Origin of the sequence: Amycolatopsis kentuckyensis (genome assembly GCF_041679295.1) — a bacterium.
Classification (GTDB): Bacteria; Actinomycetota; Actinomycetes; order Mycobacteriales; family Pseudonocardiaceae; genus Amycolatopsis; species Amycolatopsis kentuckyensis_A.
Window position 1 is genome coordinate 701,062 of the sequence record NZ_JBGDMD010000004.1, and the last position, 18,128, is coordinate 719,189.

22 protein-coding genes are annotated in these 18,128 nt (G+C 73.5%); 8 read left to right on the plus strand and 14 right to left on the minus strand.

Annotation, left to right across the window (positions count from 1 at the left end):
- Positions 1–9: 9 nt before the first annotated feature.
- The 12 genes from ACERZO_RS19730 to ACERZO_RS19785 all read right to left on the minus strand — a co-directional run bounded on the left by ACERZO_RS19730 (position 10) and on the right by ACERZO_RS19785 (position 9,967).
- A complete protein-coding gene (locus ACERZO_RS19730) occupies positions 10–780 on the minus strand; it encodes a prepilin peptidase (protein ID WP_372666155.1) in 771 nt (256 codons plus the stop codon).
- Entirely contained in the window at positions 777–2,783 is a 2,007-nt protein-coding gene (locus ACERZO_RS19735; protein WP_372666156.1) for a hypothetical protein, read from the minus strand. The genes ACERZO_RS19730 and ACERZO_RS19735 overlap by 4 nt, the downstream gene beginning before the upstream one ends.
- On the minus strand, positions 2,780–3,403 hold the full coding sequence (locus ACERZO_RS19740; protein WP_372666157.1) for a prepilin-type N-terminal cleavage/methylation domain-containing protein: 624 nt from the start codon (positions 3,401–3,403) through the stop codon (positions 2,780–2,782). The genes ACERZO_RS19735 and ACERZO_RS19740 overlap by 4 nt, the downstream gene beginning before the upstream one ends.
- On the minus strand, positions 3,397–3,837 hold the full coding sequence (locus ACERZO_RS19745; protein ID WP_372666158.1) for a type IV pilus modification PilV family protein: 441 nt from the start codon (positions 3,835–3,837) through the stop codon (positions 3,397–3,399). Before ACERZO_RS19745 ends, ACERZO_RS19740 begins: the two co-directional genes overlap by 7 nt.
- Positions 3,837–5,042, minus strand: coding sequence for a type II secretion system F family protein (locus tag ACERZO_RS19750; protein WP_372666159.1), 1,206 nt, complete (start codon positions 5,040–5,042; stop codon positions 3,837–3,839). The genes ACERZO_RS19745 and ACERZO_RS19750 overlap by 1 nt, the downstream gene beginning before the upstream one ends.
- Positions 5,039–6,568, minus strand: coding sequence for a GspE/PulE family protein (locus ACERZO_RS19755; protein ID WP_372666160.1), 1,530 nt, complete (start codon positions 6,566–6,568; stop codon positions 5,039–5,041). The genes ACERZO_RS19750 and ACERZO_RS19755 overlap by 4 nt, the downstream gene beginning before the upstream one ends.
- A complete protein-coding gene (locus ACERZO_RS19760) occupies positions 6,565–7,653 on the minus strand; it encodes a type IV pilus twitching motility protein PilT (protein WP_372666161.1) in 1,089 nt (362 codons plus the stop codon). Before ACERZO_RS19760 ends, ACERZO_RS19755 begins: the two co-directional genes overlap by 4 nt.
- Before the next feature lie 70 nt (positions 7,654–7,723).
- Positions 7,724–8,077, minus strand: coding sequence for a competence type IV pilus major pilin ComGC (locus ACERZO_RS19765; protein WP_372666162.1), 354 nt, complete (start codon positions 8,075–8,077; stop codon positions 7,724–7,726).
- Positions 8,078–8,168: 91 nt separating this feature from the next.
- Positions 8,169–8,591, minus strand: a complete 423-nt coding sequence (locus ACERZO_RS19770) for a hypothetical protein (RefSeq protein WP_372666163.1) — start codon at positions 8,589–8,591, stop codon at positions 8,169–8,171.
- Complete coding sequence (locus ACERZO_RS19775; RefSeq protein WP_372666164.1) at positions 8,588–9,070, minus strand: hypothetical protein; 483 nt, start codon at positions 9,068–9,070, stop codon at positions 8,588–8,590. Before ACERZO_RS19775 ends, ACERZO_RS19770 begins: the two co-directional genes overlap by 4 nt.
- Positions 9,067–9,507, minus strand: a complete 441-nt coding sequence (locus tag ACERZO_RS19780) for a hypothetical protein (protein ID WP_372666165.1) — start codon at positions 9,505–9,507, stop codon at positions 9,067–9,069. The genes ACERZO_RS19775 and ACERZO_RS19780 overlap by 4 nt, the downstream gene beginning before the upstream one ends.
- 10 nt (positions 9,508–9,517) lie before the next feature.
- Positions 9,518–9,967 carry a hypothetical protein gene (locus ACERZO_RS19785; protein WP_372666166.1) on the minus strand — a complete coding sequence of 150 codons (450 nt, stop codon included), beginning with the start codon at positions 9,965–9,967 and terminating at the stop codon, positions 9,518–9,520.
- Between the two features lie 306 nt (positions 9,968–10,273).
- Here ACERZO_RS19785 and ACERZO_RS19790 point away from each other — a divergent pair, with 306 nt between their 5' ends.
- The 7 genes from ACERZO_RS19790 to ACERZO_RS19820 all read left to right on the plus strand — a co-directional run bounded on the left by ACERZO_RS19790 (position 10,274) and on the right by ACERZO_RS19820 (position 15,975).
- Positions 10,274–10,855 (plus strand): RNA polymerase sigma factor, encoded by a 582-nt coding sequence (locus tag ACERZO_RS19790; protein ID WP_372666167.1) that lies wholly within the window; start codon positions 10,274–10,276, stop codon positions 10,853–10,855.
- Between the two features lie 34 nt (positions 10,856–10,889).
- Positions 10,890–11,618, plus strand: a complete 729-nt coding sequence (locus ACERZO_RS19795) for a hypothetical protein (RefSeq protein ID WP_372666168.1) — start codon at positions 10,890–10,892, stop codon at positions 11,616–11,618.
- A gap of 549 nt (positions 11,619–12,167) precedes the next feature.
- Positions 12,168–12,977, plus strand: coding sequence for a hypothetical protein (locus tag ACERZO_RS19800; protein ID WP_372666169.1), 810 nt, complete (start codon positions 12,168–12,170; stop codon positions 12,975–12,977).
- Positions 12,978–13,015: 38 nt separating this feature from the next.
- Positions 13,016–13,993, plus strand: coding sequence for an Acg family FMN-binding oxidoreductase (locus tag ACERZO_RS19805; RefSeq protein ID WP_372666170.1), 978 nt, complete (start codon positions 13,016–13,018; stop codon positions 13,991–13,993).
- A 28-nt stretch (positions 13,994–14,021) separates the two neighbouring features.
- On the plus strand, positions 14,022–14,366 hold the full coding sequence (locus tag ACERZO_RS19810) for a DUF3253 domain-containing protein (RefSeq protein ID WP_372666171.1): 345 nt from the start codon (positions 14,022–14,024) through the stop codon (positions 14,364–14,366).
- 14 nt (positions 14,367–14,380) lie between these two features.
- Entirely contained in the window at positions 14,381–15,355 is a 975-nt protein-coding gene (locus ACERZO_RS19815; protein ID WP_372666172.1) for an ArsR/SmtB family transcription factor, read from the plus strand.
- 62 nt (positions 15,356–15,417) lie between these two features.
- Positions 15,418–15,975: a hypothetical protein gene (locus ACERZO_RS19820; RefSeq protein ID WP_372666173.1), complete on the plus strand. Its 558-nt coding sequence runs from the start codon at positions 15,418–15,420 to the stop codon at positions 15,973–15,975.
- On the opposite strand, the gene ACERZO_RS19825 is transcribed toward ACERZO_RS19820, so the two are convergent.
- A complete protein-coding gene (locus ACERZO_RS19825; RefSeq protein WP_372666174.1) occupies positions 15,922–17,103 on the minus strand; it encodes an FAD-dependent monooxygenase in 1,182 nt (393 codons plus the stop codon). The genes ACERZO_RS19820 and ACERZO_RS19825 overlap by 54 nt on opposite strands.
- A gap of 110 nt (positions 17,104–17,213) precedes the next feature.
- Here ACERZO_RS19825 and ACERZO_RS19830 point away from each other — a divergent pair, with 110 nt between their 5' ends.
- Positions 17,214–17,702, plus strand: a complete 489-nt coding sequence (locus ACERZO_RS19830; protein WP_372666175.1) for a MarR family winged helix-turn-helix transcriptional regulator — start codon at positions 17,214–17,216, stop codon at positions 17,700–17,702.
- Positions 17,703–17,716: 14 nt separating this feature from the next.
- Here ACERZO_RS19830 and ACERZO_RS19835 read toward each other — a convergent pair whose 3' ends face one another.
- A complete protein-coding gene (locus ACERZO_RS19835; RefSeq protein WP_372666176.1) occupies positions 17,717–18,085 on the minus strand; it encodes a VOC family protein in 369 nt (122 codons plus the stop codon).
- Between the last annotated feature and the right edge of the window lie 43 nt (positions 18,086–18,128).

The window sequence follows — 18,128 nt, forward strand, 5'->3', positions numbered from 1 at the left end:
ACCCGGCGCTCAACCCAGCCCGGTCAGCCGCAGGTACGCCCGCGCGAGCGGAGCGGCCACGAACAGCGCGACCAGCGCGCCCGCGAGCATGAACGGCCCGAACGGCAGCGCCGTCCGGCGGCCGCCGCCCCGGGCCAGCACCGCGATGCCCGCCAGCGCGCCCAGCAGGAACCCGCCGAAGGCGCCGAACACCAGCGCCTCCCACGACACGTACGCCAGGACGCCGCCGATCAGCCCCGCCAGCCGGACGTCGCCGAAGCCCATGCCCGCCGGGTACACCACCGTCAGCAGCAGGTAGAACCCGAACAGCGCCGCGCCGCCCACGAACGCGCGGACCACCGACGTCCAGTCGCCCTGCCACCAGGCCGACGCCGTCAGCAGCAGCGCGAGCACGGGGTAGGAGGGCAGCACGAGCGCGTTCGGCAGCCGCCGCGTGTCGACGTCGATCAGGGCCAGCGCGATCCCGATCGCCCCGAAGTAGAGGTACGCCGGCAGGTCCGGCAGCGCGATCCGCGCCGCCAGCAGGACGAACAGCGCCGCCGTGCCGAGCTCGACCAGCGGGTAGCGGACGCTGATCCGGTCGCCGCAACCGGCGCAGCGGCCCCGCAGGACGAGCCAGCCCAGCACCGGGACGTTGTGCCGCGCCCGGATCTCCTGCCCGCAGCCCGGGCACCGCGACGGCGGGCGCACCACCGACTCGCCGCGCGGTACCCGGTGGACCACGACGTTGAGGAACGACCCGACCAGCAGGCCCAGCACGCCCGCGACGGCGGCGATCACCGGGCACCCGACCAGCTCAGCACCGACACCTGCCGCGATCCGGGCACGGGCCTGGTCGGATCACCGTCCACAAAGGCCACCCGCGCCCGCGCGGCCGCAGTCCCGCCCGGCGCGCAGGTGCTCGCGCCGGGGCAGACGTACGCGCTCAGGTAGACGCCGAACACGAACCCGGGGGAGTCGTCCGGCACCTCGATGACGGCGCCGGTGAACGTCACGCTTCCCGTCAGCTTGACCTGCAACGACCGCGCGACGACGCCGAACCGGAAGATCGGCTCGGTGGCGTTGTTGAGCGTGACGTCCAGGACCGCCTTCGGCGCGTAAGTGGTTCCCTGGACGTAGAAGCGGTTGCCCGAGTTGTTCACCGACGTCACCAGCGCGCACGCGGAACTGCTCGTGTACAGCTGTTGCGTGCAGCCGCTCTCCGCGCGCAGGGCGGGCGGGGTGTAGTTCAGGTCCAGCTGCAGCGCGTCCACGGACTCGGTGCCGTCGTGCTTCACGGTCACCGAGTAGTTCGCCTCGGCCCCGGTGAAGGTTCCGTCGTAGACGGCATGCGCCAGCTGGCCGGTCACGTCGAACTCCTCGCTGCTCACCGAGGCGTCGGCGGGGGTGGCCAAGGAGAAGAGCGCCGCCGAGCCGCCGGCCGGGGTGAACCGGACCGTCCGGCTGTCGTTCTTGGCGCCGCGGTCGTTGCGGTGCACCACCCGCAGCTTCGCGGACTTGAGGATCGTCCCGGCCGGCGGCGCGGTGCCCGGGGCGAAGCCGGTGGCCGCCAGGACCGCGGAACCGCCGCTCTTCGCGGTGGTGGTCCAGGTCGCGCCGGTGCCGTCCACAGTGGACAGCGCCGGGACGGTGGCGCCGGCGAAGTCCCCGGGGGTGACCGCGGTGGGCGGGTAGGTCGCCGTGACCGGCGACTCCGCGCCCGACGTCAGCCCGTACAGCGCGACCGGCGGTTTCGTCCCGCTGTAGGTCCCGCAGATCTCCGCCTGCCCGGCCTTCACCGCGAGCCGGCTGTCCCCGCCGAAGACGAACTGGACGCCGAGGGCCTTCGCGTCGTCGATCGGGTTGTCGCACGCGCCCGGGATCGCCGCCGGCACCGGCGGCCGGGCCACGATCCGGCCGGCCGCGTCCACCGGCGTGCCGGCCACCAGGAAGCCGTTGTCGATCGTCCACACGTCGTCGCCGCCGGGCAGCGAGGGCGGCCGGACCGCCGCGCTGTTGTGGAAGTCGAAGTAGTACGTGCCGGGCTTGAACCACCACGTGCTGTCCTTGCACTTGCTGCTGCTGGACATCATGGCCGACAGCCCGGCGGCGTCGTCGTAGTACCCGGGCTCGAAGGTGACCAGCGAACCGGCGGCCGTGCAGGCGGGCAGCGCCTGGCGCGGCGGCACCGACGTCAGGGCCGGCGCGTAGCCGGGGTCGTCGCCGAGGCTCGAACCGCCGTAGCCGCACGCCGGCGCGGGCGTGCTCCGGATCGTCCCGGTGCAGCCGCCGCGGGCGTAGACCGCCGTGTTGGTGTCGAGGGATCCGTTGACGACGTTGATGTTCGAGTTCGAGTACACGATCCCGTGCACCCGGAACGACGACCCGGTCGGCTGCGTGATGGACACGCCGTCCTCGCCGCCCTTGCCCAGCGTGAGGATCGCGTTGCCCGGCCGGTTGCACACGCTCAGCGACGGGCACTGGATCAGCACCTTCGCCGGGTCGGCGGTGCACGACACCGCCGCGGAGTCGGTGCCTTCGAACGACGGCAGCGTCAGCGTGTCGGACGCGCCGAAGCAGTGCTGGCCGGCCGCACCGGTGAAGCCGCTGTTGCGGATTTCGTTGATCGCGGCCTGCAGCGCGCCGTCGGCCGCGTACGCCGACGCCGCCTGGTCGCGCAGGTTCACGGTGGTGCGGACGCTGGTCTCGGCGAACGACAGCACCGCGCCCAGGACCACGGCGATCACCGTGACCAGGACGAGCACCAGCGGCAGCGCCGCGCCGCTGTCGTCGTGGCGTTTCATGACTGCCTCCGCTGGCCGAAGAGGGTGACGGGGTAGGGGTCGGCGCGGTCCGAGGCCGCGGTGAAGACGAGCTTCACCCAGAGCGGCACGTCGGCCGTGGTGCACGGGCTCGAACACGTCACCGCGAGGCTGCCGGCCCGGACGTGGTGGGCGACGACGGCGTCGGACACCGGCGCGGACCCGAGGCAGCGCAGGCGGTGCAGCTCGGTGCCGGCGAGGTAGTAGGCGACGACGGCGGTGCGGCGGGTCGCGGCCGGGGTGCTCGTGTCCCAGTCGTCGGACAGCAGCCGCAGCGCCGAAACCGGGGTCGCGGCCGTGCCGCACACCTGGCCGCCCGCGTTGTAGGCCGCGTCGAGCTGCACCGACGGCGAGAACGGCACGGCCCCGCCGGCGACCTCGCCCGAGTAGTCGCGCAAGCCCGTCGTGGCGACGTCCTGGGCGAAGAACGCGGCGCTCTGCTGGGCGTCGTGCGACAGCTCCAGCCGTGCGGCGGTGGCGTCGCTGGTGCGGATCGACGTGACGACCGCGGTGGCGGCCGGCGCGACGACCACCCCGAGCAGCACGACCACGACCAGCAGCTCGACCAGGGTGAACCCGGCGTCGGGGCGGCGGGTCAGCACAGCGCGTCCTTGAGCCCGCAGGCGCGCCGCACGACGACGGCGAGCTGCTCGCTCGCGCGCCCGTCGGTGCTGGCGACCCGCACGGTCACCTGCTGCAGGCCGCTGTCGGTCCCGCAGCTGCTCGCCCAGGCGCCGCCGGACCAGTACTTCACGGACGCCACCGAACTGGTGAACCCGGCGGGCGCCGTGTACCCGGGCGGAGCCGCGTAGCTGGCGGGCGAAGCGCACAGCACGTAACCTCCGGCCATCGCCTTGGTCACGACGGCTTCCCCGAAGTCGCGCGCGGCGGTGCCCGCGGTCGCCTGCTTGCGGTGGACGTCGGACATCAGCACGCCGACGCCGATGCCGCCGACGATCGCCACCACCGCGACCCCCATGATCGCCACCGCGATCAGCAGCTCCAGCAGGCTCTCGCCCCGGTCGTCGGCGCTCATCAGACGTGCACCTGGTTGAAGATGCCGTACATCGCCGACACCAGCGCGACGGCGACGAACCCGACGAGCAGGCCCATCACCACGATGACGGCGGGCTCGAACAACGCCGTGAGCTTCTTCAGCCGGTAGTCGAGCTCGCCCTCGTAGTACTGGGCGGTGATCTCGAGCTGGGTGTCGAGCGTGCCGGTGTCCTCGCCGACGCGGATCATCTGCGCGGCCGTCACCGGCAGCAGCCCGGACCCGGCGAGCGGGCGCGCGAGGCCCTCGCCTTCGAGCACGGCTTCGCCGACCCGGCCGAGCCCCCGCATGAACACGCGGTTGCGCAACGACTCCGTCGCCACCCGCAGCGCTTCCGGCAGCGGCACGCCCGCGCTCACCATCGACGACAGGATCCGGCAGAACCGCTCGACGAGCGCGTGCCGCACGGTCGGCCCGATCGCCGGCAGGCTCAGCACGACGCGGTCGCGGGCGTACCGGCCGGACGGCGTGCGCACCGCGGCGAGGTACAGCACGCCGAGGACGACCCCGCCCGCGAGCAGCGCCCACCACCACTCGCCGAGGAAGTCGGTGACGGCCAGCAGCATCCGCGTGGGCAGCGGCAGGGTCGCGTGCAGGCTCGCGAAGAACGCCTTGAACCGCGGCAGGACGAAGGTGGCGAGCACGACGACCGTCACCACCGACATCAGCGCGATCATCGCCGGGTAGATCAGCGCGGCCTTGATCCGGCGCCGGGCTTCGAGGTCCCGTTCGAGGTAGTTCGCGAGCTGCTCGAGGACGACGTCGAGCTGCCCGCTCAGCTCGGCCGAGCGCAGGATCTCCCGGTAGAACTCGGGGAAGATCTTCGGGTGGCGGTCGACGCAGTCCGACAGCCGTTCGCCGCCGCGCAGCCCCTGCTCGACCTGCCGCAGCATCCGCGTCACGGTCGAGTTCGAAGCCTCGGCGCCGAGGATCCGCACGGCGTCGATCAGCGGCAGCCCGGCCCGGACGAACGCCCCGAGCTGGCGCGAGAGGTGCATGACGACCTCGCGCTTGACCCGCGGCGCCGTCAGCTCCCGCTGCAGCACGCTCTTCTTCTGCGTGAGCTCGATGTCCCGCAGCTCGCGCTCGTACAGCGCGAGGACGGCGGAATCGGCGTCGGCGGCCTTCTGGACGCCGCGGGTGCGCGTGCCGTCCGGGCCGGTGGCGACGTAGGCGTACCGGTTCATCGTGCCCCTCCGGTGAGGTAGATCGACCGCAGCACCTCGGCCGGGGTCGTGACGCCCTCGGCGATCAGCCGCAGCGCCTCGTCCTGCAGCGTCCGCATGCCTTCCTTGCGGGCCAGCTCGTGGACCTCGTGGTGCGGCGCGTTGCCGAGCACGAGCGAGCGGATCCCTTCGCCGACCGGCATCAGCTCGTAGACGCCGGTGCGGTCGAGGAACCCGGTGTGCGCGCAGAAGTTGCAGCCGGCGCCGCGGACGAACCCGCCCTCCGGCCCGTCCGCGCCCATCGAGTCCAAGAAGGACAGTTCCTCGGCCGAGGGGTCGTAGTACTCGCGGCAGCGCAGGCAGATCCGCCGGACCAGCCGCTGCGCGAGCACCGCGGTGATCGAGGAGGCGACCAGGAAGTTCTCGATCCCCATGTCCAGCAGCCGGTGCAGCGCCGACGCGGCGTCGGTGGCGTGCAGGGACGAGAGGACGAAGTGCCCGGTCAGCGCCGACTGCACGGCGATCCGCGCGGTGTCGGCGTCGCGGACCTCGCCGACCAGGATGACGTCCGGGTCCTGCCGCAGGATCGACTTGAGCCCGTCGGCGAAGGTGACGCCGGTCTGCTCGTTGATCTGGATCTGGTTGATCGAGGACATGGTGTACTCCACCGGGTCCTCGATGGTCATGATGTTGCGCTCGGCGCTGTCGAGCTCGCCGAGCGACCCGTAGAGTGTGGTCGTCTTGCCGCTGCCGGTCGGGCCGGCGCAGATCACCATGCCGTAGGGCGAGCGCAGCACCGCCGAGTACCGCGCCGCCATGTCCTCGGGCATCCCGAGCTGGGGCAGCCGGAACAGCGGGCGGCTCTTGTCCAGCAGCCGCAGCACGACCTTCTCGCCGCCGACGACCGGCGTGGTCGCCACCCGGATGTCCACCGGGCGGGTTTCCACGTCCATGCTGATCTGGCCGTCCTGCGGGCGGCGGCGCTCGACGATGTTCATCCCGGCGAGGATCTTGATCCGGCTGACCACGGCGGGCCCCATCGAGCCGGGCAGGTCGAGGACGTCGTGGAGCACGCCGTCGATGCGGTAGCGCACGCGCACGCGCTCGTCCTGCGGCTCGACGTGGACGTCGGACGCCCGGTCGCGCAGCGCCTGGGTGATCATCAGCGAGACGACGTGCACGACCGGCGCGTCGTCGTTCGCGGTCGCCGGCGCGTCGGCGCGCACGGCGTCGCGGCGCACGGAGTCCCGCGCCTCGAACGCCTTGACCTGCTGGTCGATCCCGGTGAGCGCGCGGTGGGTGCGGGCGATGGTGGCGAGGATGTCGGCCCGGGCGGCCACGGCGACGGTCACCGGGCGCCCGAGCGCGTCCTGCAGCGCCGGCGCTGTAGCCGGGTCGGCCACCGCGACCAGCACGGAGTCCTCGCGGACGGCCAAGGGGATGGCGCAGAGCTCGCGGGCCTTCGCCTCGCCGAGCAGGTCGGCCGCGGCGCGGTCCGGGGTCACCGTGCGCAGGTCGACGGTGCGGGGCTGGGTGCGGAGTCTCATGCCGGCACGCTCCGCGGCCGGGGACGCGGGTCGATGTCCTGCGGGTGGAGGCTGCGGGCGGCGGCGTCGGCGGGCGTGACGAGCCCGGCGGCGACGAGCGCCGAGAGGGACTGTTCGAGCGTCACCATGCCTTCGCGCTGCCCGGTCACCAGCACGTTGCGCAGCTGGTGCGGCTTGCCCTCCTTGACGAGGTTGCGCACGGCGGTGTTCGCGACGAGCACCTCGAAGGCGGCGACGAGCCCGCCCCCGATCCGCGGCAGCAGCCGCTGGTGCACGATGCCGGTGAGCGCCGCGGCGAGCTGGACGCGGACCTGTTCCTGCTGGCCGGCCGGGAAGACGTCGACCATCCGCGCGAGCGACTGCGCGGTGTCGTTGGTGTGCAGGGTGGCGAAGACGAGGTGCCCGGTTTCGGCGATGGTGAGCGCGAACCGGATCGATTCGAGGTCGCGCATTTCGCCGACGAGCAGGACGTCGGGGTCTTCTCGCAGCGCACTGCGCAGGGCGGCGGGGAAGGACTCGGTGTCGGTGCCGACCTCGCGCTGGTTCACCGCGGAGCGGCGGTGTTCGTGGACGTACTCGATCGGGTCCTCGACGGTCAGGATGTGGCAGGCGCGTTCGCGGTTGATCCGGTCGATGACGGCGGCGAGCGTCGTGGACTTGCCGGACCCGGTCGGCCCGGTGACGAGCACGAGCCCCTGGTGCCGCCGCGCGAAGTCGGTGAGGACGGGCGGCAGGCCCAGCTCGGTCATGTCCGGGATGCGGCGCGGGATCATCCGCAGCGCCACGACGGTGTTCCCGCGCTGGGTGAAGGCGTTGCCGCGGACGCGCGCGTGGTCGCGCCAGCTGAAGGAGAAGTCGAATTCGTGCGCGGCGTGCCAGGTGCGGGCCTGGTCGTCGGAGAGCAGTTCGGCGAGCAGGCCATCGGTGTCCTCGCCGGTGAGGATCGCGTGGCCGGGCACCGCGGAGAGGTCGCCGTGCACGCGCAGCTGGGGCGGCAGTCCGGCGGTGAGCAGCAGGTCGGTGCCACGCGCCTGCCACAGCGCTTCGAGCAGCCCGTCGACGCGGCTGCCGGTCAAGGTGGGCATGGGGTGCCTCCGGGTGTCCGATGTGGATGGTGGGCGCGGGGCGGGCGCGTGGCCCGCCCCGCGGCCGTGCTCAGGAGCCCGAGCTCTTGGTGCAGGCACCGGTGGCGGTGACCACCCCGCCGGCGGTGCTGATGGAGTAGCCGCTGGTGGCGGCGGGCGCCAGCGGGTCGCGGAGGTACTTCTTGGTGACCAGCTCGGTGACGTCGGCCGGGTAGGTGCCGGTCTTCGCGTACTGGGCTTCGGTGGCGGTCTCGACCGCCTTGAAGTCCGCCTGGCAGGCGGCGGCCTTGCCGTCGCCGTTGAAGGCCGACACGGCGAACACGACCACGCCGGCGAGCACGCCGAGGATCACGACGACGATGAGCAGTTCGATGAGGGTGAAGCCGTCCTGGTTCGCGCGGGCGGCGCGCAGTCTCTGCAGCATGGGATTTCCTTCGGTAGTCGGGTTGTCGGGTTTTCGGCGGGGTCGAGGTGGTGCGTGCCGTCCGGCGGGCCGCGGTCGGCGGTCTCGGTGGTCAGCACGCCACCACCACCGGGGACTTGCCGCGCCAGCTGTTCCGCACGGTCCGCACGCTGAGGTACGCGGGCCGGTACGGCAGCTGGACGTTGGTGAGCGAGGTGCCCGCCGTGGTGGTGCCGAGCACGGTGACCGCGGTACTGGTCGCGCTCGGCGTGGCCACCACTTCGAGGCCGGTCCAGAGGCCGGCCGCCGGGTTGGTCCACGAGATCGAGGTCCGCGGATTGCCGTTGTTGCAGACCGTTCCGGTCAGGGTCACCGCGGTCGGCGCCGGCAAGGCGTCGGCCCGCGCGAAGCCCGTGCCTGGCCCGCTCTTGAGCCAGGCGGCCTCGGCCCGCGCGTCGCCGACGGCGACCAGGCCGCCGATCGCCAGCGCCCACCCCGCCGCCACGAGGCCCGTGGCGAACACGATGCGGCTCATGCGCTCGCCACCGTCACGACGACCGGGATCGAGAACGCCGCACCCTGGCAACCGTCGTCCACAGTGGACGACATGGCCACCGCATCGGTCAGGGTGATGGTCGCGTTGCCGTTGGCGGCGATCGCGGTGCCCGGCGTTTGGTCGAAGCGCCACGACACCCCGGTCGTCGTGCAGGTGCCGATACCGCCGGAACCGGTCGGCGCACCGGTTCCGGCGGCCACCCTGGAAACCACCACCGGATAGGGATTGGGGTTGGTCACCAGGAGCTTCGCGGTGCCCGTACTACCGGGGTAGAGCAGGCCCGTGGTGATCGCCGACGCGTCGACCGCGCCCGTTGCCGGGGCGCTCGCCGTGCCGGCCTTGGCCGTGGCCGAGCCCGAGCCGGAGCTCGTCCAGGCCGCGACGGCGATCCCGCCGCCCAGCGTCGCGCCGACCACCGCGGTGACGACGACCGCGCGGCGCAGGGTGGGGCTGTTCATGGCTTGACCGCCGTTCCTGTGTACGTCAGGGGAAAGGTGAGGCCGCGGCACGCGTCGGGCGCGCCGGCGAGCAGGTGGGTGGTGAGGGCGACGTCGGTGGTGCCGTTGCCGGCGACCTTCACCGGCGCGGCGAGCGCGTCGACCCGCACCGACGACGCCGGGCAGGCCGGCACCGGCCGCCCGCCGCCGTCGACGGGCCTGCCGACCGTCGTGGTGACGGTCTGCACGAGGATCGGGAAGTTTTCGGTGTTCCCGAGCCGGATCCACCGCGTCCCGGTGGCGCCGGGGACGAGCGCGGTGGCCCGGCCGGGCACGTCGGTGATGGCGAACTGCTTGCCGCCGTTGCCGTTCGCGGCCGGCGCCGGTGCCGACGGGCCCACCACGAGCCACGTGCACACCACCAGCGCGGCCGGAAGGGCGAACCGCCACCTGGACATCGGCGCGGGATCAGGCGTTCGACGAGAGGGTCGCGGTCAGCGGCAGCGTGAACGTCTTGCTCTTGCAGGCGTCGGAAGCGTCGCGGTCCATGGTCGCGGTGAGGGTGTAGTTCGCGGTCGCGCCGGCGGCGATGGTGCCGGCCGGGTTGCTGACCGCGGGGCTGGTCACGGTGCCCGCCGCGCAGCCGGTGTTCTCGTCGGACGAACCGGCGCTGATGCTGTTCACCACGACCGGGTACGCGTTCGGGTTGGTGATCTTGACGACGAAGGTGGTGCTGTTGCCGGGGTAGAGCGCGTGGTCCGAGCTGACCGACGAGATCACCGAGTTGATCGACGTGGTCGAGGTGACGGAGCCGGAGCCTGCGCCGGTGCTGGTCCAGGCCGCGTAGGCGACACCGGCCACGACGACGGCGCCGGCGGCGCCCAGGACGACCGCGGACCGCTTGCTGATCTTGCGCATGGGAAAGCTCCTTGGCTGTTACGAGGGGGTGCCGGGGCGGGGAGCGCCGGCTGGTCCGAGGCGGACCGTCACGAAGAGTGTGCGGAATTCGAGACGTTCGTCACTCCGGGCGACCGGCCTGAGTGGTCCCCGGGCGACCGGCCTGATCGAAAAGGGCCGAGGTCCCTTGTCCGGGCGATCGAGGCGTGTTACGCGCGCGGGCGATCGACTGGTGCACGGCGCCGGGGTGAGCCGATGCGGTGTTGTGACCGGCGGGCGGATGACCCATGATGGCCGGACCGAATGCGGTGGGGCAGACCGCGAAGGATGCGTGTGGAGCTGGAGTCGGTCCCTTGCCGCGCGGCGGGGGACGTCGATCTGCCGTCGGCCCTGGAGCGGGCGCGGCGGGGTGACGAGGGAGCTTTCCGGGTGCTGTACCGGGCGGTGCAACCCGGGCTGTGCCGGTACCTGCGGGTGCTGGTGGGCCAGGACGCCGAGGACGTCGCCTCGGAAGCGTGGTTGCAGATCACCCGCGACCTGACGTCGTTCCGGGGCGACCTGGACGGGTTCCGGGCGTGGACCGCCACGATCGGGCGGCACCGGGCGCTGGACCACCTGCGCCACCGGCGGCGTCGCCCGGTCGCCGACGCGCCGGCCGAGTGGTTCCCCGAACGCGCCGCGCCCGACGACACCGCCGGCGCGGCGATCGAGGCGACGACCACCGACGCGGCGTTGGCGCTGATCGCGACGCTACCGCGTGACCAGGCCGAAGCCGTCGTGCTGCGGGCCGTCGTCGGCCTCGACGCCAAGGCCGCCGCGGCGGTGCTCGGGAAGAGCTCCGGGGCCGTGCGGACCGCCGCCTACCGGGGACTTCGCGCGCTCGCGGACCGTCTCGGCGGCCGGGTGTGACACTTTCGGGCCGCCCGGCGCTGAGGGGAGTGTGATGAGCAAGCACGAAGGGCGCCGGCTCGACCGGCACACCGCGGAGCAGCTGCTGCGGGGTGCGCCGGCCGACACCTCGGACGCGCTGGCCGGCCTGCTCGCCGCCGCGGCCGCCCCACCGCGCGACGGCGAGCTGGGTGGGGAGCCCGCGGCCGTGACGGCGTTCCTCGAGGCGGTTCGTCACGACCGAGCCCCTCGACCCCGGAGCCCCTCGATGAGCAAGAGCAGGCTGCGCGCGGTGAAGGTCGCGGCCGTCGCGGCGGCGGTGTTCGCCGTCGGCGGAGTGGCCGCGGCCGCCACCGGCGTGCTGCCGTTGCCGGGCGGCGGCGGTACCCCCGCCCCCGCGGCGTCGGAACACGCCCGGCCACCGGCCGGGTCGTCGACCGCGGCCACCTCGGCGCACCCGAGCGAGGGGACCCGGACGGCCGGCCCGGCGACACCATCCCCGTCGCTGACCGGCCTGTGCCACGCGTACTTCGCCGGCGCCAAGACCGAGCACGGCAAGGCGTTGGAAAGCCCGGCGTTCACCGCGCTGATCACGGCGGCGGGGGACCGGACCAAGGTCGACGGCTACTGCGCGACCCTGCTGGCGGACGAGTCGCCGGGCCGCGGGCACACCACCGGCCCGGGCAATGCGGACAACGGCAAGGACCACCCGGCCGCCCCGCACCCGAACGGCCCGCCGGGCACCCACCCGAACGGCCCCCCGCCCGGCCGGCCCACCCACTGAAACCGGCCGGATCACGGACCAGCGGCGATCCCACCACCCCCATTCCCGGATCGCCGCTCCCGGACGGGCGGCGGCCGACCACCCCCAATGTTTCCGGTCGCCGCCCGTTCAAGAACGCGGTGAGGTCGCGTGGCCGGCTCCGCGAGCCAGGCCTTGGGTCGCGCATCGAGGGGTGGCCCAGGCCCGGCGGACCACGCGATCCGGCCGGGGCGGGGTTGCGGGCGGCTGCCCGCGCCGCGGCCGGTGCGCCGGTCTTCGGGCCCACTCGCCGAGCCGGCAGCGCGGCTGCCGCTGCGGCGGGTGTGCCCGGTTTTCGAGCGTCCTGCGTGCGATCAGCGTGGCCGCAACCGGTCCGCTCCCTCTTGACCCAACGCCAAGAGCGAGCGTCGGCGCAAGGTGCCGAAAGGCCCTCCCGCCCGGGTAGTCCGGCCGCGGCGCGCAACGTCCGGTCCGGGGTTTCCTGGACCGGCGACGAGTGGTGGGTGGGCGCGACCCCTTGGCCGGCCGCGCCCGCCCACCCTCCCCACCCGGAGATCCGTGAGGTGGCCCATGCGGTTCCCGCCGTCCGGCCCCGCCTGGGACGCCGGCTCCCGGGCGGTCCTCACCACCGCGCTGGCTCGGCTGGGCCCGAGCCGGTGCGTTGCCGAGATCCTCGCGGACGAGGTCGCGCTGTCCGAACCGCGCGATCGGCGTGAGCGGGCCGGCACCGCCGCCCTGCTCGACTGTGGAGCCGCGCTGTCGGCCGTCTGGACCGTCACCCGCGCGCTGGGCCGGGAACCCGTGGTGACGTTCCCGCGCGACGACCGGCGGCCCGACGTCGTCGCCGTCGTCCGGATCGGCCGTCCGCGGGCGCCGACCGCAGGGGAACGGGCCCGGTTCGCGGCGTTGCGTGACCTCGCCCGACCGGGACGCGCCGCGGTGCTGCGGCCGGTCGGTCTCGCCGTGCTCGGTGCGCTGGCCGGCGATGACTTCTGGCCGGACACCGACGTCCGGATCGTCCGCCCCGGCTGGACCACGGCGCTCGAACGGCTCGGCGCCCACCTCACCGGGCAGTCGTCCCTGCTCGTCACGACGCCCGCCGACAGCCGCCGCCACAGCGTGCTGGCCGGCGCGGCCCTTCACGCGACCCGGCTGGCCGCGGCGGTCCGCGGCTTCGCCTCCGAACGCGTCCCGCTGACCCCCGCCGAGCGGAGCCGCCAGGCCGGCGTGCTGCCCGGTGTACCGCAGGGACTGCTGCTGATCGGCCTCGCCGAACCCCCTCGGCGGACGAGTTCGTCCACTGTGGACACAAAGGATCGAGGACCTAGGTCCCGCCAGGTCGGGACCGGCGACCGTCGCGGCGGGGACCGTCGCCGGTGATGCTGGGGTGGTCCGCCCTTCGGAAACCGGAGCCCGCGATGAACCGACCGCTGCCCGACGTGTTCGACCAGGCCCTCGCCTCGGCCGTGCGCGCGCCCTCGCCGCACAACACCCAGCCCTGGCGGTTCGTGCTCGGGCCCGACCGGGCCGAGGTGTGGCTGGACCGCGCGCGAGTGCTCACCGTCGCCGACCCGCACGGGCGGGAGGCCCGGCTCGCCTGCGGCGCGGCCGCCTTCAACCTGCAGATCTGCCTGCGCGCCAACGGGCTCGCCGCGGTCGTCCGGCTGCTGCCGGACCCGGGTGAGCCCGACCTGGTCGCGGTGATCCGGCTCGACGGCAACGAAAAGGCCACCGCCGTCGAGCGCAAGCTCGCCGAAGCCGTGTTCCGCCGGCACACCAACCGCCGGCCACTGCTGGACAAGGCGGTACCGCCCGCGGTGCGAGCGGCCCTCAAGTCGGCGGCGCTGAGCGAAGGCGGGCAGGTCGAATACCTCGACGCCTCCGGCCGCTACACGCCGGTCGCGTCGCTGGTCCGGCAAGCCGAAACGCTGCAGGCGGACGACCACGCCTTCAAGGCGGAAGCCGCGTACTGGACCCACCGCGCGGCCGACAGCCCCGACGGCGTGCCCGAGATCGCCTCCGGGCCACCGCCGGCCGCCCCCGGGGTCGTGTCGCTGCGGGCGTCACACGAAAACCCCCGGCTGCCCGAGCGCGCGTACGAGCGGGAACCGCTGCTGGGCGCGCTGCTGACCCGGGACCGGGGGCCGCACGCGGAGGTCCGCGCCGGGATGGCGATGCAGCGGGTGCTGCTCACCGCGACCGCCGAGGGCCTGGCGACGTCGTTCCTGTCGCAGCCGTTCGAAACCCCGCGCACCCGCGAGTCCATCGACCGGCTCTTCGCCGGGCTCGGGCAGCCGCACACGTTGCTGCGCATCGGTTACGGCTACCCGACGCGGCTGACCGCGCGCCGGTCGGTCGAGGACGTGCTCACCCGCCGGGACGTCCCGGCGAGCTGACCGGGGTGATCGGTGCGAAGCTGGGGGCATGCCCGACCAGCCGGCCCCGCGGCGCGAACTGGAGCGCGTCCGCGACGGCGGCGGCCCCGGCGCGGACCACGCCCGCACGGCGCTGACGGAGACCTCCGCACGCGACCGGCTCCGGGCCGCGATCCTGGCCTTGGCGACGGCCCGTGGACCGGAGAGCAGCACGTGCCCGTCGGACGCGGCGAGGGCGACCGCCGACGACTGGCGGCCCCTGCTCCCCGAAGCCCGCGAGCTCGCCCGCGAACTGGCGAAGACCGGCGCGGTCCAGCTCACCCAGCGCGGCCGCCGGCTCGACCCCGGCGGCGCCTGGACGGGCCCGATCCGGATCCGGATTTCCGGCGCCTGACGTAGGATCGGACCGTGATCGAGCTGCTGCTGGGAACGCTCGACCTGGCCAAGGTGCGGTTCGCGCGGTCGCCGATGGAGGAGCTGCGCAACAGCGTCTACGTCCTGGCGGGCCGCCGCGGCGCGGAACTCCACCGCCCGTGGATCACCATGGCCCGCTCCCGGCTGGCCGACCTGGACCTCACCGCGCTCTTCACGCTGCTGTCCCTCGACCACGGTTTCCCGGGCTTCCTCAACCCGCTGACCGAACCCGGCGAAACCTTCGCCGACCAGCTCGACCGCGTGCGCGCCACCGACGACGCCGGGGTCCGGTGCTACTTCGACGAAGGCTGGGCGCCCGGCGAGATCCCGGCGATCCTGCGCCCGCTGTACGACGACCCCGGGCGCGAACTCGGTCCGTTCTGCGACCTGCTCGCCGCGTACTGGCGCGCGGCGATCGAGCCGATCTGGCCGCGGCTGTGCGCGCTGCACGAAGCCGACCTCGTCCACCGGTCCGCCACCCTGACCGGCGGCGGGCTCGCCCGGCTCTTCGACGACCTCCACCCGCGGATCGAGTACGCCGGGGACGTGCTGCGGATCCTGTTGCCCCACCACGACGTCCGGCACACTGTGAACGGCGTCGGCGTGCTGCTCAAGCCGAGCGCGTTCATCTGGCCTCGGCTCAGCGTCTGCGACGGCCACGACCAGGTCTCGATCGGCTACCCCGCCCGCGGCGTCGGCCGGCTCTGGGAACAGGCCCCGGTCGCGCGGGCGCCGCTGGCCGAGCTCGTCGGCCGCAGCCGGGCCGCGCTGCTCGCCCTGCTCGACCTGCCCCGGTCCACGACCGAGCTCGCGCAGCACCTCGGCGTCACGCCCGCCACCGTCAGCGAACACCTCGCCGTCCTGCGGCTCAACCACCTCGTCCGGTCCCGCCGCGCCGGCCGGGTCGTGCTCTACGAACGCACCGCGCGCGGCGCCGGCCTGCTGCACGACGATTCGGTGCTGCCCTAATCGTCGCGCCGACCCGGCCGCGCGGTGACGATGGCGGTACCGATCGAGGCGGGGAGGCCGGGATGCGCAGGGCCGAGGTGGCGGACGCGGTGGTGCGGATCATCGCGCGGGACGGGCTGGCGGCGGTGACCGCGCCCGCCGTCGCCGCGGAGGCCCGGCGGCCGGCGGAGTGGGCGGCGCGCCACGCCGCCGCCGAAGAACTGCTGCTGCGGCTGACCCTCACGAACACCGTCGACGCCGTGGACCGCCGGATCGCCGCCGCCCGGCACGAGCCCGGCCTGCTCGGCGCGCTGGCCGGGCAGGCGGTGCCGGACCTGGCCGCACACCGGCCGTGGCTCGGTCTGCTGGTCCGCTCGGCGGCGGGCCCGGACCTCGCCGACCCGGTGCGCCTGCGCTTCGGCGCCCTGCACCGGCAGCTCCGCACGCGCGTCGCCGGCACCGAACCGGTTCCCGGCAATGAAAGGCGCGCGACTTCGGCGCTGGTGGACGGCCTCACCGCGCACGTGCTGATCGGCGCGTGCACGGCCCGGGAAGCGGCCGAAACACTGGCCGCGCACCTGCAATGGTCAGGGGAAGTCCGGCAGCGTCAGGGCCGAATGCTCGGGCCGCGGGCTCCCTGACGGGCTGTCCGCCAACCGGCGAAGAGCGACGTTGCGGCGTTCGAGGTCTTCGGCCGTCGCGGGGAACAGCGTCGACTTGCCTTCCGACACCCTGGCCTGGTTGCGTTCGGCGAAGTCCCGCAACCGGCTCTCGTAGGCCGCGAAAGCCTCGGTGTGGTCGGGAATCGTGGCCAGGGCGTGACCGAGCACGTACGCGCCGACCAGGGCGAGGCTGGTGCCCTGCCCGGTCAGGAACGACGGCGCGTGGGCGGCGTCGCCGACGAGCGCGACCCGGCCGTCCGTCCACTGTGGCAGGTGGATCTGGCTGACGACGTCGAAGAAGAGGTCGTCGGCCTCGCGCATCGCCGCGACCATCCGCGCGGTTTCCCAGCCCTCGCCGGCGAACGTCTCGGCGACCAGGTCGCGCTGGGCCGCGGGGTCGCGGAACGCCTCGATCGGCGGGTCCTGCCGCGCGAACACCAGGAAACCGTGGACTTCGTCGCTGTCGAGGACCGAGTAGAGCGCCGCGCCCTTGCCCGGGGTGCTCCACGCGACGCCTTCGCGGTGCAGGCCGAAGACGTTGGGCATGGTGAACCCGGCGAAGCTGTAGCCGAGGTAGCGGTGGAACTGCTTTTCGTCGCCGAAGACCAGCGCGCGGGTCTGCGAGTGCAGGCCGTCGGCGCCGAAGACGAGGTCGTAGGTCTCCTGCCGGCCGCTCCGGAAGGTGACGTCGACGCCGCCGGCGTGCTGCGCCAGGGTGTCGACGCTGTCGCCGAAGCGGATGTCGGTGTCGTCGCGGATCAGGTCGTAGAGCGTGCGGGTCAGGTCGCCGCGGCGGACTTCGACGTCTTCGCCGTCGATGCCGCCGATGATCGCGTTGGGTTCGAGCGCCGCGATCTCGCTGCCGTCGGTGTCGAGGAAGACCAGCCGGCGGGTGGAGATGTGCAGGTCCCGCAGGCGGGGGAGGATCCCCATCCGCCGGGCGGCGTCCAGGGCCGTCCCGCGGACGTCGATGGGGTAGCCGCCGTCGCGGAGGACGGATGCCTTCTCGACGACGGTGACCGCGTACCCGGACCGGCGCAGCCAGTAGGCCAGCGCGGGACCGGCGATGCTGACACCGGAGATCAGGACCGATCGTGTGGTGGTCATGGAAGCCCCCGATAGCTAAGTTAGGTATCTATGTTGTGGGTGCGACAATGCCGCGGGAACGCTGCGGCATGACGCAACTATATACCTAACTTAGCTATCTAAGGAGTGTGATGGCCGACACCGACGCCGACGAGGGGCCCGACCTGCGCTCCGTGCTGCCCCGGCTCATGCAGCTGGGCACGCTGATGAACCGCAGCGGCCTGGGGGAGCGGGCGATGAAGCGGGCCGGCGCCGACCTCGACCGGCCCGGGTTGTCGATCATCCTCGCCCTGCACATGTCCGGGAAGGCGATGCGCGTCGGCGAGATCGCGGACCGGATGCAGGTCGCCGGCCCGCACGTCACGCGGCACCTGCACGTGCTCGAACGACGTCGCCTCGTGCGCGGGCTGGCCGATCCGGACGACCGCCGCGCCCGGCTGGTCGAGCTGACCCCGGACGGCGCCGAGCTGGCCGACCGGTACGTCACGACGCTGCTCGGCTGGTTCGGCGAGGCGTTGTCGGAGTGGTCGGCGAAGGATCGCCGGACGTTCTACGACCTGCTGCTGAGGTTCACCGACGACCTGGCGGCGTTCCTGTCGGCGACGGCCGAAGAGGACTGAGCGAGCCGTCGCGGTCAGCTGCGGTCGTGGAGCGTGACGTGGTAGCCGTCGGGGTCGGCGAAGGTGAACGTCCGGCCGAAGGGGCCGTCGACCGGCGCCGAGACGATGGGGTGCCCGTCGGCGGCGAGGGCGTCGTGGATGGCCTGGACGTCGGTGGCGTGGAGCCAGATCGCGGCGCCGATGCCGGGCCGGGCGGCGGACGCGAGGTCCGTGCCGGGGACGACGTCGCGGAGCGCGAACGCGATCGGCTTCGTCTCGAAGACGACGGCATGCGGCGGTCCGGCCGGCGAGCGGACGAGGCCGAGGTACCGCTCGTAGAACGCCTGCGAGGCATCGAGGTCGCGCGCTTGCAGCGAGATGAAGTCGGGTCCGGTGGCGGGCATGGTGGCGCTCCTTCGTTCGTGTCAGTCTTCTGACACGCATCAA